We start from the raw sequence: 14,823 nt of genomic DNA on the forward strand, positions 1-14,823 counted from the left end.
GATACCTTGACTCGTCTAACCCTGGCGTTAGATGCAATGGGCGGGGACTTCGGTCCCTGCGTCACAGTGCCTGCTTCGTTGCAGGCACTGGCCTCTAATTTACAGCTTCATCTCTTGCTGGTCGGTAATCCCGACGCCATCTCCCCTTTGCTTGCCCACGCCGATCCGGTTCTTCTGGAGCGTCTGCAAGTCGTGCCCGCCGAGTCTGTGATCGCCGGCGACGCCAAACCCTCACAAGCGATACGCGCCAGCCGCGGCACGTCGATGCGCATTGCGCTCGAACAGCTCAGCAGCGGCAACGCGCAGGGCTGCGTCAGCGCCGGCAATACCGGCGCGCTGATGGGATTGGCGAAGCTGTTGGTCAAGCCGTTGGAGGGCATTGAGCGCCCGGCGCTGATGACGGTGATCCCGAACCAGCAGCGCAGCAAAACCGTGGTGCTGGATCTGGGCGCCAACGTCGAGTGCGACAGCACCATGCTGGTGCAGTTTGCCGTGATGGGCGCGGTGATGGCGGAAGAGGTGATCGGCATTGCGCAACCGCGGGTGGCGCTGCTGAATATCGGCGAAGAAGAGACCAAAGGCCTGGATAATATCCGCGAAGCGGCCGCTGTGCTAAAAAATACTCCGGCAATCAACTATATTGGTTACCTGGAAGGAAACGAACTGCTCACCGGCAAGACCGATGTGTTGGTCTGCGACGGCTTCGTGGGCAACGTCACGCTGAAAACCATGGAAGGGGTGGTCAGGGTGTTCTTATCGCTGCTGAAATCGTCCGGCGATGGAAACAAGCGAGCCTGGTGGCTGAAATTGTTGGGCCGTTGGTTGCAAAAACGGGTGGTCAAGCGGTTCGGCCACCTGAACCCCGACCAGTATAATGGCGCATGTCTGTTAGGATTGCGCAGCACCGTAGTCAAGAGCCACGGCGCTGCGAACCCTCACGCGTTTGCAGTCGCAATCGAACAGGCTGTGCAGGCGGTGCAGCGGCAAGTCCCGGAAAGGATTGCTGCGCGCCTTGAGGCTGTATTACCTAAGAGTGACTGATCGTACATGTATACAAAGATTCTCGGTACGGGGAGTTATTTGCCCGTACAAGTGCGCACCAATGCTGATTTGGAAAAAATGGTGGATACCTCTGACGAGTGGATCGTCACGCGTACCGGTATTCGCGAACGTCGCATCGCCGCTGCGGATGAAACCGTCGCGACGATGAGCTTCCAGGCCGCTGAGAAAGCGCTGGAAATGGCAGGTGTGGCTAAAGAAGACATCGGGCTTATCGTCGTGGCGACCACCACGACGACTCACGCGTTCCCGAGTGCGGCGTGCCTGGTGCAGCAAATGTTGGGCATCAAAGACTGCGCGGCGTTCGATCTGGCTGCGGCCTGCGCCGGCTTTACTTATGCGCTCAGCGTGGCCGATCAGTACGTGAAAAACGGCGCGGTCAAACATGCGCTGGTTATCGGCGCGGACGTCTTGTCGCGCACGCTGGATCCTGAAGATCGCGGCACCATCATTCTGTTTGGTGATGGCGCAGGGGCGGTGGTGCTGGGGGCTTCTGAAGAGCAGGGCATTCTGTCTACCCACCTGCATGCCGACGGCAGCTACGGCAGCCTGCTGACGCTGCCTTACAAGGATCGTCAGAATCAAGACAAGCCGGCCTATGTCACCATGGCGGGCAATGAAGTCTTCAAGGTTGCGGTCACCGAACTGGCGCGCATCGTCGATGAGACGTTGCAGGCCAACAACATGGACCGCAGCGAGCTGGATTGGCTGGTGCCGCACCAGGCCAACCTGCGCATCATCAGCGCAACGGCGAAAAAACTGGGCATGGGGATGGACAAAGTGGTGGTGACGCTCGATCGTCACGGCAACACCTCTGCCGCCTCGGTGCCTTCCGCACTGGACGAAGCCGTGCGAGACGGGCGAATTCAGCGTGGCCAGCTGGTGCTGCTGGAAGCCTTCGGCGGCGGCTTTACCTGGGGCTCGGCGCTGGTTCGTTTCTGATTTGAACAGGAATAAAAAATGACGCAATTTGCTTTTGTTTTCCCGGGCCAGGGGTCGCAGGCCGTTGGCATGCTGGCCGAATTGGCCGCACAGTTCCCGATCGTCGAAGAGACTTTCGGCGAGGCCTCTTCCGCGCTGGGTTACGATCTGTGGCAGCTGGTGCAGCAAGGCCCGGCGGAAGAGCTGAACAAGACCTGGCAGACCCAACCGGCTCTGCTGGCGGCTTCCGTGGCGATTTTCCGCGTGTGGCAGCAGCAGGGCGGTAAAGCGCCCGCATTGATGGCTGGCCACAGCCTGGGCGAATACTCGGCGCTGGTCTGCGCCGGCGTGCTGGACTTCAAGGCGGCGATCCGCCTGGTCGAGCTGCGCGGCAAGCTGATGCAGGAAGCGGTGCCGGAAGGCACCGGCGCTATGTACGCCATCATCGGCCTGGACAACGACGCGATCGCCAAGGCGTGCGAAGAGTCCGCGCAGGGACAGGTGGTTTCTCCGGTCAACTTCAACTCGCCGGGCCAGGTGGTTATCGCCGGCAATAAAGAAGCGGTTGAACGTGCAGGCGCCGCCTGTAAAGCGGCGGGCGCCAAACGTGCACTGCCGCTACCGGTGAGCGTGCCTTCGCACTGCGCGCTGATGAAACCGGCCGCCGACAAGTTGGCCGTGGCGCTGAAGGACATCACCTTTAACGCGCCGCAGGTGCCGGTGGTGAACAACGTCGACGTACGCACCGAAAACGATCCTGAAGCGATCCGCAGTGCGCTGGTGCGTCAGCTGTACAGCCCGGTGCGTTGGACCGAGAGCGTAGAATTTATCGCAGCACAGGGAGTGACGTCGCTGCTGGAAGTGGGGCCGGGCAAAGTGCTGACCGGTCTCACTAAACGTATTGTTGACACCCTGACGGCTGCGGCGGTGAACGACACCGCCAGCCTGTCGGCGGCGCTTGAACAATAAAGAGGAAAATGATGAGCTTCGAAGGTAAAATCGTTCTGGTCACCGGCGCGAGCCGCGGTATTGGCCGAGCTATTGCAGAAACGTTTGTGGCCCGCGGCGCCAAAGTGATCGGCACCGCGACCAGCGAGAGCGGCGCTGAAGCGATCAGCGGCTACCTGGGCGCAAACGGCAAAGGGTTTATGTTGAACGTTGTTGATGCGCAATCTATCGACAGCGTGCTGGCATCGATTCGCGCCGAATTTGGCGAAATCGACATTTTAGTGAATAATGCCGGCATTACGCGTGATAACCTGCTGATGCGTATGAAGGATGATGAGTGGGAGGATATCCTCGACACTAACCTGACTTCCGTATTCCGCCTGTCAAAAGCGGTAATGCGCGCTATGATGAAAAAGCGGTTTGGCCGTATCATCACCATCGGTTCCGTTGTCGGCACCATGGGGAACGCAGGGCAGGCGAACTACGCGGCGGCTAAAGCCGGTCTGATTGGTTTTAGCAAATCTTTGGCACGTGAAGTTGCTTCTCGTGGCATTACGGTCAACGTCGTGGCACCTGGCTTTATTGAGACGGACATGACACGGGCGTTGACAGATGATCAACGCGCAGGCATTTTGTCATCAGTTCCAGCCAACCGGCTGGGCGATGCTAAAGAAATCGCCAGCGCTGTTGCATTTTTGGCCTCTGATGAGGCCGGCTATATCACCGGTGAAACGTTACATGTCAATGGCGGCATGTACATGATTTAAAAAATGTGAAAACCATTTGCGTTATTTGAGGCAAAAACCGCAAAATAGCGTAAAATCGTGGTTTGACCAGCCGGGATTTAGTTGCATCTTTTTCAGCATTTTATACACTACGAAAACCATCGCGAAAGCGAGTTTTGATAGGAAATTTAAGAGTATGAGCACTATCGAAGAACGCGTTAAGAAAATCATTGTTGAGCAACTGGGTGTTAAACAGGAAGAAGTTTTGAACAACGCTTCTTTCGTTGAAGATCTGGGCGCTGATTCTCTTGACACCGTTGAGCTGGTAATGGCACTGGAAGAAGAATTCGACACCGAGATTCCAGACGAAGAAGCTGAGAAGATCACTACTGTTCAGGCAGCTATTGATTTCATCAACGCTAGCCAGCAGTAAGAGAACATATCTAGGCGGTCGTTCGACCGCCTAAGTTTTTTCTATCCCTAGTGTCATATTTTTCCCTCCCTGGAGGACAAACGTGTCTAAGCGTCGAGTAGTTGTGACCGGACTGGGCATGTTGTCTCCTGTCGGCAATACGGTAGAGTCCACGTGGAACGCTCTTCTTGCCGGTCAGAGTGGCATCAGCCTGATCGACCATTTCGATACCACTGCCTATGCGACCAAGTTTGCTGGCCTGGTAAAGAATTTTAATTCTGAGGATTTCATCTCTCGCAAAGATGCGCGCAAGATGGACGCCTTTATCCAGTACGGTATCGCTGCCGGCATGCAAGCCATGCAGGATGCAGGTCTGGACATCACCGAGGCTAACGCCAGCCGCATTGGAGCCGCGATCGGTTCCGGCATCGGCGGCCTGGGTTTGATTGAAGAAAACCACAGTTCACTGGTTAACGGTGGCCCACGGAAAATCAGTCCGTTCTTCGTGCCTTCCACCATTGTGAATATGATTGCAGGTCACCTGACAATCATGTACGGCATGCGTGGCCCAAGCATTTCCATCGCCACCGCCTGTACTTCAGGTGTACACAACATCGGCCATGCCGCGCGTATCATTGCTTACAATGATGCGGACGTGATGCTGGCCGGTGGGGCAGAGAAAGCCAGCACCCCATTGGGCGTCGGCGGCTTTGGCGCAGCGCGCGCCCTGTCCACCCGTAATGACAACCCGCAGGCGGCGAGCCGTCCGTGGGATAAAGACCGCGACGGCTTCGTGCTGGGCGACGGCGCCGGCATGATGGTGCTGGAAGAGTACGAACACGCGAAAAAACGCGGCGCGAAAATCTATGCCGAAGTGGTTGGCTTTGGGATGAGCAGCGATGCTTATCACATGACGTCACCACCGGAAAACGGCGCTGGCGCTGCGTTGGCGATGGAAAATGCCCTGCTTGACGCCGGTGTGACCCCGTCACAAATCGGTTACATCAACGCACACGGCACCTCTACGCCAGCGGGCGACCAGGCGGAAGCGCAGGCGGTGAAATCCGTGTTCGGCGCTGATGCCCAGCGTGTGCTGGTGAGCTCAACCAAATCGATGACCGGCCACCTGTTGGGTGCGGCGGGCGCGATCGAGTCCATCTTTACCGTGCTGGCGCTGCGCGATCAGGCGGTACCGCCGACCATCAACCTGGATAACCCGGATGAAGGTTGCGATCTGGACTTCGTGCCTCACGAAGCGCGCCAGGTCAGCGATATGGAGTACACCTTGTGTAACTCCTTCGGCTTCGGCGGCACCAACGGCTCGCTGATCTTCCGCCGAGTGTAACTCGCGCGGTTGTTCGCTGATAAAAGCCCGGTTTTTAACCGGGCTTTTTTACGCCTATCGTTTGGGCCCCAACAGGGCTGCGTATTGCCTCGTCGCCTGCTATTCTGCGAGCGTAATGAAATCACCCGGCAACAGGAGGAAGCATGTACTGGATTAACGGACAACGCCACGATGCGCTGGCGCCGAGCGATCGTGGCCTGCAGTTCGGCGACGGCTGCTTTACTACCGCCCGGGTTATCGACGGTAAAATCGAGCTGCTGCCCTGGCATCTGGAGCGGCTGCAGCAGGCGGCCCAACGGCTGATGCTGCCCGCCACCGATTGGCCGGCTTTCGAGCGCGAGATGGCGCAGGCGGCAGAATCAATTTCGCTCGGCGTGGTCAAAGCGATACTGACGCGCGGCAGCGGTGGACGAGGCTATAGCCCGACGGGGTGCGAAAACCCGACGCGCATCGTCGCCCGCAGCAGCTACCCTGCGCACTATTTGCAGTGGCGCGAGCAGGGTATCACGCTTGCGCTCAGCCCGGTGGCGCTGGCGCGCAATCCGCTGCTGGCGGGGTTGAAGCATTTGAACCGCCTGGAGCAGGTGCTGATCCGCGCGCATCTTGACCAGACGGCCGCCGACGAGGCGCTGGTGCTTGACACTGCCGGTATGCTGGTGGAATGCTGTGCGGCTAATTTGTTCTGGCGTAAGGGAAAAGCGGTGTTTACCCCTGACCTGAGCCAGGCGGGCGTCGCGGGCCTGATGCGGCGACGGGTGATCGCGCTGCTGGCGGGATCGGAATACCGTCTGCACTGCGTCAGCGAGCCGCTGGAGACGCTGGCCGATGCCGACGAAGTCCTGGTGAGCAACGCGCTGATGCCGCTGCTGCCGGTAAACGTTGCTCAATCATGGCGTTATCATTCGCGCCAGCTGTATGATTTTTTGCGTCCACACTGTTAACCATGGCTGATTGATGAAGAAAAGAAAGCTGAAGGTCCTGTCTGTTATTGTTGTTCTGGCATTGGCGCTGCTGTTTTGGGGCTACCAGAAGATCGAACGCTTTGCCGATACGCCGCTGGCTATCCAGCAAGAGACTATCTTCAAACTGCCTGCCGGCACTGGCCGGGTGGCGCTGGAAGGGTTACTGGTGCGCGATAAACTGGTGCGCAGCGGCCACTGGTTCCAGTGGCTGCTGAAACTGGAACCGGAGCTGGCGGAGTTCAAGGCCGGAACCTACCGGTTCACGCCGGGCATGACGGTGCGCCAGATGCTGAAACTGTTGGCCAGCGGCAAAGAGGCGCAGTTCACCGCGCGCTTTATCGAAGGCTCACGCCTGCGTGACTGGCAGCAGGTGCTCCAGCAGTCCAAATACCTGAAACACACCCTGGCGGGCAAAAGTGACGCGGAGATCGCCACCGCGCTCGGCATTGCTGCAGGAGAAACTCCGGAAGGGCGGCTGTATCCGGATACCTACCAGTATACCGCCGGCATGAGCGACATCGCGCTGCTCAAACGCGCCCACGTCCGCATGAACAAAGCGCTGCAGGCCGCCTGGGACGGCCGCGACACCAGTCTGCCGTACAAAACGCCGGAAGAGCTGCTGACCATGGCATCGATCGTTGAGAAAGAGACCGCCGTGCCGGAAGAGCGCAGCAAGGTGGCGTCGGTGTTCGTCAACCGTTTGCGTCTCGGCATGCGTCTGCAGACCGATCCGACGGTGATCTACGGCATGGGCGAGAGCTATAATGGCAACATCACGCGCAAGGATCTGGAGACGCCGACGCCTTACAACACCTATGTGATCGCCGGCCTGCCGCCAACGCCGATCGCCATGCCGGGTGAGGCCTCGCTGCAAGCGGCTGCCAATCCGGCCAAAACGCCTTATCTCTATTTTGTCGCCGACGGCAAGGGTGGGCATACCTTCACCACCAATCTGGCGAGCCATAACCAGGCGGTGCGCGTGTACCGTCAGGCGTTAAAGGAAAAGAATGAAAAGTAAATTCGTTGTAATCGAAGGGCTGGAAGGCGCGGGCAAAACCACCGCGCGCGACACGGTAGTCAATGTGCTGCGTGAACATGGCATCAACGACATCGTCTTCACCCGTGAACCCGGCGGCACGCCGTTGGCGGAGAAGCTGCGCGACCTGTTCAAGCGCGGCATAGACGGCGAATTGCCGACCATCAAGGCCGAAGTCTTGATGCTGTACGCTGCGCGCGTGCAGTTGGTGGAAACCGTGATCAAACCCGCCCTGGCGCGTGGCGCCTGGGTGGTGGGCGATCGCCACGATCTCTCTTCACAAGCCTATCAGGGCGGCGGCCGTGGCGTGGATCCGCAGCTGATGACCTCGCTGCGCGACACCGTGCTGGGGGATTTTCACCCGGATCTGACGGTCTATCTCGATCTGCCTCCGCTGGTCGGCCTGCAACGCGCGCAGGCGCGCGGTCAGCTGGATCGCATCGAGCAGGAGGCGCTGCCGTTCTTCGAACGCACCCGCGCTCGCTATCTCGAACTGGCGGCGCAGGACGAAACGATCGTCACCGTCGACGCCGCCCAGCCGCTGGAGCAGGTGACTGCGGCGATCCGCGACTGCGTCAGCCACTGGCTGCGGCAGCAGGAAGGCGCATAATGAACTGGTACCCGTGGCTGAATGGCCCTTATCGCCAGCTGATTGGGCAGTACGCCGACGGCCGTGGCCATCATGCGCTGCTGCTGCATGCGGCGGCAGGCAATGGTGACGATGCGTTGGCCTACGGCCTGAGCCGTTGGTTGATCTGCCAACAGCGCAACGGCGAAAAAAGCTGCGGCGAGTGCCACAGCTGCCGGTTGATGCTGGCGGGCAATCACCCGGATTATCACGTGTTGGCGCCGGAAAAGGGCAAGAGCAGCCTGGGCATCGAACCGATCCGCCAGGTGATTGAAACGCTGTACGCCCACGCGCAACAGGGCGGCGCCAAGGTGATTTGGCTGCCGCAGGCCGAACAGCTGACCGAGGCGGCGGCCAACGCGCTGTTGAAAACGCTGGAGGAGCCGCCGGAGAAAACCTATTTTCTGTTGGGTTGCCGTGAGCCGTCGCGGCTGATGGCGACGCTGCGCAGCCGCTGCCTGTACTGGCATTTGGCCAGCCCGGATGAGCAGCTCAGCCTGCAGTGGTTGGGCCGGCAGGCGGCGGGCTCTCAGACAGACCGAGTCACGGCGCTGCGCCTGCACGACGGCGCGCCCCTGGCCGCCGAGCAGTTGTTGCAACCGCAGCAGTGGCAACAGCGCGGCGCCCTGTGCGCCGCATTGAGCGCCGCGCTGCCGCAACGCGATATGCTGTCGCTGTTGCCGGTGCTAAACCATGAAGACGTCGCCGAACGCCTGCATTGGCTGTGCGCGTTATTGGTGGACGCAATGAAGTGGCAACAGGGCGCGCATCACTATGTATTGAATCAGGATCAGCAGCCGCTGGTGCATCAGCTGGCCAGCCTGCTGAGCAGCTCCTCGCTGCAACAGATTGTGCAGCAGTGGCTGAACTGCCGTCACCAGCTGCTCAGCGTGGTGGGCGTCAACCGCGAGCTGCTGCTGACCGAACAGTTACTTCGCTGGGAACAGATGCTTGGCGCCGCCGGCTATTCCCAACCTCATTCGCTGTAAAGTAAAAGAGTTAAAAATTATGTTGTTAGTCGATTCTCATTGCCACCTTGACGGCCTGGATTACCAAACGCTGCACCAGAATGTGGACGACGCGCTGGCCAAGGCCAAGGCGCGCGACGTCGGCTATGTGCTGGCGGTCGCCACCACGTTGCCGGGTTACCGTTCCATGACCGAACTGATCGGCGAGCGCAACGATGTGGCTTTCTCCTGCGGGGTGCATCCGCTTAATCTGGAAGAGGGCTATGATTACGCCGAGCTGCGTCGCCTGGCGGCGGCGGAGCGGGTAGTGGCGCTGGGAGAGACCGGGCTCGATTACTTCTACCAGAAAGACAACCTTGAGCTGCAGCAGGACTCTTTCCGCGAACATATCCGCATTGGCCGTGATCTGAACAAGCCGGTGATCGTCCACACCCGCGAGGCGCGCGCGGACACGCTGGCGATCCTGCGTGAAGAGAACGCGCAAGACTGCGGCGGCGTGCTGCACTGCTTCACCGAAGATCTGGCCACGGCCGAAGCCTTGCTGGATCTGGGCTTCTACATCTCCTTCTCCGGCATCGTCACCTTCCGCAATGCCGAACAGCTGCGCGAAGTGGCACGCTACGTGCCGCTGGATCGCATGCTGGTGGAAACCGACTCGCCTTATCTGGCGCCGGTGCCGCATCGCGGCAAAGAAAACCAACCCGCCTATGTGCGTGATGTGGCTGAATACATGGCGGTATTGAAGGGCGTCAGCCTGGAACAGCTGGCCGAAGCGACCACCGCCAACTTTTCACGCTTATTTCACCTCGAACTGTGATCTTTGGCCTAGGCTATAGCGGTAGGTCATTGTCTGCGTAATTTTTTTTAAGCTCGTAATTAATCACTGAAACGGGTAAGGTTCGCTCCCGTTTCAGGGTGATTGGTGCGCGTTTTTTGCTCTGTTTTGCCAAAAAAACGCCGGTTTATGCAAAGTTGCCGCGGCTCGATCATCGAAACGTGATTGTCATCAAACATTGCGCAGACTATTTATTTTACTCTGCGTAATAAATTCAAGGGGTGCTCAGACACCCTGAATTGCAGGGGTTTTTCTCCCCCCCTTGCAGCGCGACCAATCGCGACAAGAAGTAGCAAAGCATTATTACTCAGGAGCACACTCAACTATGTTCAAGAACGCATTTGCAAACCTGCAAAAAGTAGGTAAATCGCTAATGCTGCCGGTGTCCGTGTTGCCTATCGCAGGTATCCTGCTGGGCGTCGGTTCCGCCAACTTTAGCTGGCTACCTGCGGTAGTCTCCCACGTGATGGCGGAAGCGGGCGGTTCGGTCTTCGCCAACATGCCGCTGATTTTCGCCATCGGCGTCGCCTTGGGCTTCACCAACAACGACGGCGTTTCCGCGCTGGCGGCGGTGGTGGCTTACGGCATCATGGTGAAAACCATGGCGGTGGTTGCGCCGCTGGTGCTGCACTTGCCGGCTGAAGAAATTGCGGCCAAACACCTGGCGGATACCGGTGTGCTCGGGGGGATTATCTCCGGCGCCATCGCGGCCTATATGTTTAACCGCTTCTTCCGCATTCAACTGCCGGAATACCTGGGCTTCTTTGCCGGTAAGCGTTTCGTGCCGATCATTTCCGGTCTGGCGGCGATCGTTCTGGGCGTAGTGCTGTCCTTCATCTGGCCGCCGATCGGTACGGCTATCCAGACCTTCTCGCAGTGGGCGGCTTATCAGAACCCGGTCGTGGCCTTCGGCATCTACGGCGTGGTTGAGCGTGCACTGGTGCCGTTCGGTCTGCACCACATCTGGAACGTCCCGTTCCAAATGCAAATTGGCGAGTTCACCAACGCGGCGGGCCAGGTATTCCACGGTGATATCCCTCGCTATATGGCGGGCGACCCGACCGCGGGCAAACTGTCCGGCGGCTTCCTGTTCAAAATGTACGGTCTGCCTGCTGCGGCCATCGCCATCTGGCACTCGGCCAAGCCGGAAAACCGCGCGAAAGTCGGCGGCATCATGATCTCCGCCGCGCTGACCTCGTTCCTGACCGGTATCACCGAGCCGATCGAGTTCTCCTTCATGTTCGTCGCGCCGATTCTGTACGTGATCCACGCTATCCTGGCCGGCCTGGCGTTCCCAATCTGCATCTTGTTGGGCATGCGTGACGGCACCAGCTTCTCGCACGGCCTGATCGACTTTATCGTACTGAGCGGCAACAGCAGCAAAATCTGGCTGTTCCCAATCGTCGGCATCATCTACGGTCTGGTGTACTACACCATCTTCCGCGTGCTGATTGCCAAGTTGGATCTGAAAACGCCGGGCCGTGAAGACACCGCTGCCGAGCAGTCTGCGCAGGGCGGTTCCGAAATGTCCGCGGCGCTGGTTCAGGCCTTCGGCGGCAAAGAAAACATCACTAACCTGGATGCTTGCATCACCCGTCTGCGCGTCAGCGTGGCCGACGTGTCCAAAGTCGACCAGGCGGGCCTGAAGAAACTGGGCGCAGCCGGTGTAGTCGTCGCTGGCTCCGGCGTGCAGGCCATCTTCGGCACCAAGTCCGACAACCTGAAAACCGATATGGACGAATACATCCGTAATCACTGATTCAGGCAGGGGAGTTATCAAGGGAGGCGAAAGCCTCCCTTTTTTATTGGTTTTTATTTTGATTAATAAGTATTTTTTATTTTCAGTGTCCACATTAAGGCCGCAGGATAAGAGAGTCCGTACAACTACCCATATCTGCGGGCAGCCTAATTAGCCAAAGATCAATGAGGTTTGTCCGCTGCTTTTGGGGGCGGCTGGACAGGGCGTACTTCTTAGGCACCAACTCCAATATCACCCAGGGGCGACCGGGCAATCTGTAACTGGATGAATATTTCTGGATCTCCGGATTTAAAAAGTTGCGCAGGGCTGCATCGGGTATGGCATCCCAAACGCGCTACCGTTCCACCTATTTCTCTACCCCGTCCAGCATGGCCCATGAAGCCTATTCATTCTGGAGTGGCACGCTGTTTAACAAGGGCAAGTCATGCATGGTGGCCTAGTGCTTTATCAACATGACATACGACGTTCAAAAAATATTCATCGCGTCTAATTACAGAGAGATATTGCACCGGAATTTGGCCAGATTTCTCCTGCTTTCTCCCCTGATGGGTATGAAAGTAGATCCAACAACCGAAAAAGCCATAAAGCTGGCTAATTGCACGGAATATTATGTATTCTTGGGCGATGGGGGGATTTGTGTGGAAAAAACTGGTTGGATACATAACAGTCAGCTTTCACAGCAATTACCAATTGAATAATTACATTAAGTGATAGTTAAAATGAAAAAAATAATATCTCTGGTCTTATTTAGTTCTTCTGTTGGCTTTTCACATGCAGGAACGAACATTTCAGAGCAACTGGCACAGTGCCAGAAAGTTACTGGTGACAGTGAACGCCTTCAGTGCTTTGATAAACTCGGAAAGTTAAAGGCTGAGGACAAAACAGAAAGCTCAGAACCTCAGTCAACGGGTAAATGGGAGACAAGAAGCGAAAAATCGCCAATCGATGATTCAAGCAATGAGTTCGTCTTTTTGTCCGCGGAAAGTCAGATTCGAGGACAATTTGGTGGGGCAATTACTCCTTTCTTGTTCATCACATGCCGAGAGAAAAAAACTGAGCTTTTTATCAATTGGGAGACATTCCTGGGGATTGATGGTACGCGTGTTCTTACTCGTATTGATGCCCAAAAAGCAGTCAATCGCACCTGGCAGATCTCCACTGACAATAAGGCCACCTTCTACAGCGGACAGACAATCTCTTTCATCAAAGAACTGATGAAAAGTAAAAAAATGTTTGTGCAAATAACACCTTATGGAGAAAATCCTGCACAGACTACTTTTGATTTGTCAGGTTTGTCGACAGCTATCAAGCCGCTACGTGAAGCCTGTAAGTGGTAAGGGCAACGAATGAGCATTAAATCTCTTGGTGCTGAGGGCTACATGGTATATGTGCGCCCTCAAGGAAGAGAAGGGAAGCGTGTTCGCAAAAAAATTTAAGACGAAATCTGAAGCGCAGCAGTTCGAGCGTTGGATTATCGCGACGCAGAACAACAAAGAGTGGCTTGATAAGCCTGCTGATCATCGACCATTAACCGACCTGATCGACCTGTGGTGGAGCCATCATGGCCAGCACCTGAAAGACGGAGTGAAGAGGGCGCAGAAATTGCGCGTCATGGCGGAGAAAATGGGGCAACCCAAAGCGAGCCAGATCACCCGTACTTTCTTCGCCGACTACCGGGCGCTGCGATTTGCTGAAGGCAAGAAGGCCAAGACAGTCAACCTTGACCAGGAAATGCTGGGTGGCGTGTTCTCCGTTCTCATCGAACTGGGGCATTATCACGGCGAGCACCCGCTCAAGGCCATGAAGAAAATGAAGCTGCCGGCTCAGGAAATGGGCTTTCTTACCCAGGCAGAGATTGCCGCGCTGCAAATGCGGCTCGACGGCGATCACCTGAAAGCTGTCCGTCTTTGCCTAGCGACGGGCGCCCGCTGGGGTGAAGTGGCGAAGCTGCGAAAGGAAGAGGTGATCGGTAACAAGATCACCTACCTGAACACCAAGAACAACAAGAACAGGACGGTGCCGATCTCGCCCGAGCTCTGCAAAGAGATCACCAGCGGTGTTAAGTCGGGGCCGCTGTTCAAGGATCTTAACTATCCCTACGTCCGGCTATGCGTGAAGGAAGTTGCTCCCGGCCTGCCGGCGGGACAAGCGGTGCATGTGCTGCGGCATACGTTCGCCAGTCATTTCATGATGAATGGCGGCAACATTCTGGCACTGCAGCGGATTTTAGGACACTCAAGCATCTTACAAACAATGGTTTATGCGCACTTTGCACCGGATTATCTGGAAGATGCGGTTAGGTTTAATCCGTTATCATTGAGATGACATTAAGGAAATATATTATGGAACCTTTATCAACTTTAATTGCCACTTCAGTATTAGGCGAGGTTTTTAAAACGATAGGAAAAAAAGCTACTGAGGCGGGAATTAGCTCAGCGAGAGTAAAAGGCAATAATATCTTAAGAGGTTTTAAAAAAAGTAAAATAATCGAATCTTATCTTGAAAAAGCTGTACACAAAGTATTTATTTTCAGGACTATAACAAAAGGTAATGTTGATGTTTATTTGGATGAGATATATCATCCAATAAAAATAAAGTTGAATGACGGAAATAAAAGAAACAAAAATAAAGCGATAACGGTTGGAGATAAGTGTTACATAGATAGAAAAGGATGCACGGCCATTGTGGGGTTGGCGGGGCAGGGAAAAACCACGATCATGCGAAAACTGTTTTTAGAGGAATTGGTAAGGCAGGAAAGGATACCTTTCTTCCTTACGTTGAGGCAGTTTAGTTATACAGAAAAAGTTGCATGTGAAGATATTTTACTTGAGCATATGAATGCAAGTGGTATAGATTGTGAACTTAATGATGTGATTGAAATATTGGGGACTGGAAAGGTCGTTTTCTATTGGGATGGTTTTGATGAAGTAAGATCATCCGAAAGAGAAAACGCATTGAGAATGATTAATTCTATTTTTGATAAATACTCTTGCTCATCTCTGGTAACAACAAGGCCTGATACTGAAATAACAAGGCAGGCGGGTGTTTCTCTATACAAGGTTGAGGTGCTAAGTAGGCAAGATGTAATCTTAATGATAGAAAAGATAGTTTCTGATCAGGTTACTAGTAGTTCAATTGTAGAGCTTTTAAATAAAAGGAAGTTTCTATTTGAAACAATTAAAACTCCTATTTTAATTGATATACTTATTGTTACTTCATTATCAT

The 14,823-nt window shown here is 55.7% G+C and carries 14 protein-coding genes and 2 pseudogenes; all 16 read left to right on the forward strand.

Features of this window, described 5'->3' with window-relative positions; genetic code table 11:
• Positions 1-6 precede the first annotated feature (6 nt).
• On the forward strand, positions 7-1,041 hold the full coding sequence (gene plsX / locus ACJ8J1_RS15545; RefSeq protein WP_071841648.1) for a phosphate acyltransferase PlsX: 1,035 nt from the start codon (positions 7-9) through the stop codon (positions 1,039-1,041).
• A gap of 6 nt (positions 1,042-1,047) precedes the next feature.
• Positions 1,048-2,001 carry a beta-ketoacyl-ACP synthase III gene (locus ACJ8J1_RS15550; RefSeq protein ID WP_033642683.1) on the forward strand — a complete coding sequence of 318 codons (954 nt, stop codon included), beginning with the start codon at positions 1,048-1,050 and terminating at the stop codon, positions 1,999-2,001.
• An 18-nt stretch (positions 2,002-2,019) separates the two neighbouring features.
• Positions 2,020-2,949, forward strand: a complete 930-nt coding sequence (gene fabD, locus ACJ8J1_RS15555) for an ACP S-malonyltransferase (protein ID WP_033642684.1) — start codon at positions 2,020-2,022, stop codon at positions 2,947-2,949.
• Positions 2,950-2,960: 11 nt separating this feature from the next.
• Complete coding sequence (gene fabG / locus ACJ8J1_RS15560; RefSeq protein ID WP_004928729.1) at positions 2,961-3,695, forward strand: 3-oxoacyl-ACP reductase FabG; 735 nt, start codon at positions 2,961-2,963, stop codon at positions 3,693-3,695.
• A 154-nt stretch (positions 3,696-3,849) separates the two neighbouring features.
• Positions 3,850-4,086 carry an acyl carrier protein gene (gene acpP / locus ACJ8J1_RS15565; protein WP_004719003.1) on the forward strand — a complete coding sequence of 79 codons (237 nt, stop codon included), beginning with the start codon at positions 3,850-3,852 and terminating at the stop codon, positions 4,084-4,086.
• 82 nt (positions 4,087-4,168) lie between these two features.
• A complete protein-coding gene (gene fabF, locus ACJ8J1_RS15570; protein ID WP_033642685.1) occupies positions 4,169-5,410 on the forward strand; it encodes a beta-ketoacyl-ACP synthase II in 1,242 nt (413 codons plus the stop codon).
• 143 nt (positions 5,411-5,553) lie between these two features.
• Complete coding sequence (pabC, locus tag ACJ8J1_RS15575; RefSeq protein WP_033642686.1) at positions 5,554-6,351, forward strand: aminodeoxychorismate lyase; 798 nt, start codon at positions 5,554-5,556, stop codon at positions 6,349-6,351.
• A 13-nt stretch (positions 6,352-6,364) separates the two neighbouring features.
• Positions 6,365-7,390: an endolytic transglycosylase MltG gene (mltG, locus tag ACJ8J1_RS15580; RefSeq protein WP_033642687.1), complete on the forward strand. Its 1,026-nt coding sequence runs from the start codon at positions 6,365-6,367 to the stop codon at positions 7,388-7,390.
• The gene (tmk, locus tag ACJ8J1_RS15585; RefSeq protein WP_033642688.1) at positions 7,380-8,018 is read left to right on the forward strand and encodes a dTMP kinase; all 639 of its coding nucleotides are present in this window, start codon (positions 7,380-7,382) and stop codon (positions 8,016-8,018) included. The genes mltG and tmk overlap by 11 nt, the downstream gene beginning before the upstream one ends.
• The gene (gene holB / locus ACJ8J1_RS15590) at positions 8,018-9,025 is read left to right on the forward strand and encodes a DNA polymerase III subunit delta' (RefSeq protein WP_033642689.1); all 1,008 of its coding nucleotides are present in this window, start codon (positions 8,018-8,020) and stop codon (positions 9,023-9,025) included. The genes tmk and holB overlap by 1 nt, the downstream gene beginning before the upstream one ends.
• A 19-nt stretch (positions 9,026-9,044) precedes the next feature.
• A complete protein-coding gene (locus ACJ8J1_RS15595) occupies positions 9,045-9,821 on the forward strand; it encodes a metal-dependent hydrolase (protein WP_033642690.1) in 777 nt (258 codons plus the stop codon).
• Between the two features lie 343 nt (positions 9,822-10,164).
• Positions 10,165-11,598, forward strand: coding sequence for a PTS glucose transporter subunit IIBC (ptsG, locus tag ACJ8J1_RS15600; RefSeq protein WP_033642691.1), 1,434 nt, complete (start codon positions 10,165-10,167; stop codon positions 11,596-11,598).
• A gap of 209 nt (positions 11,599-11,807) precedes the next feature.
• Positions 11,808-12,023: pseudogene (locus tag ACJ8J1_RS15605) on the forward strand (terminase large subunit domain-containing protein); the annotation flags it as partial.
• Positions 12,024-12,317: 294 nt separating this feature from the next.
• Complete coding sequence (locus ACJ8J1_RS15610) at positions 12,318-12,935, forward strand: type VI secretion system-associated protein TagO (protein ID WP_033642692.1); 618 nt, start codon at positions 12,318-12,320, stop codon at positions 12,933-12,935.
• Between the two features lie 9 nt (positions 12,936-12,944).
• Positions 12,945-13,923: pseudogene (locus ACJ8J1_RS15615) on the forward strand (phage integrase).
• Between the two features lie 17 nt (positions 13,924-13,940).
• The coding region (locus ACJ8J1_RS15620) for an NACHT domain-containing protein (RefSeq protein WP_442520381.1) at positions 13,941-14,823 on the forward strand (883 nt) is incomplete at its 3' end.

Origin of the sequence: Serratia sp. CY37869 (assembly GCF_052168895.1) — a bacterium.
Taxonomy (GTDB): Bacteria; Pseudomonadota; Gammaproteobacteria; order Enterobacterales; family Enterobacteriaceae; genus Serratia; species Serratia ureilytica.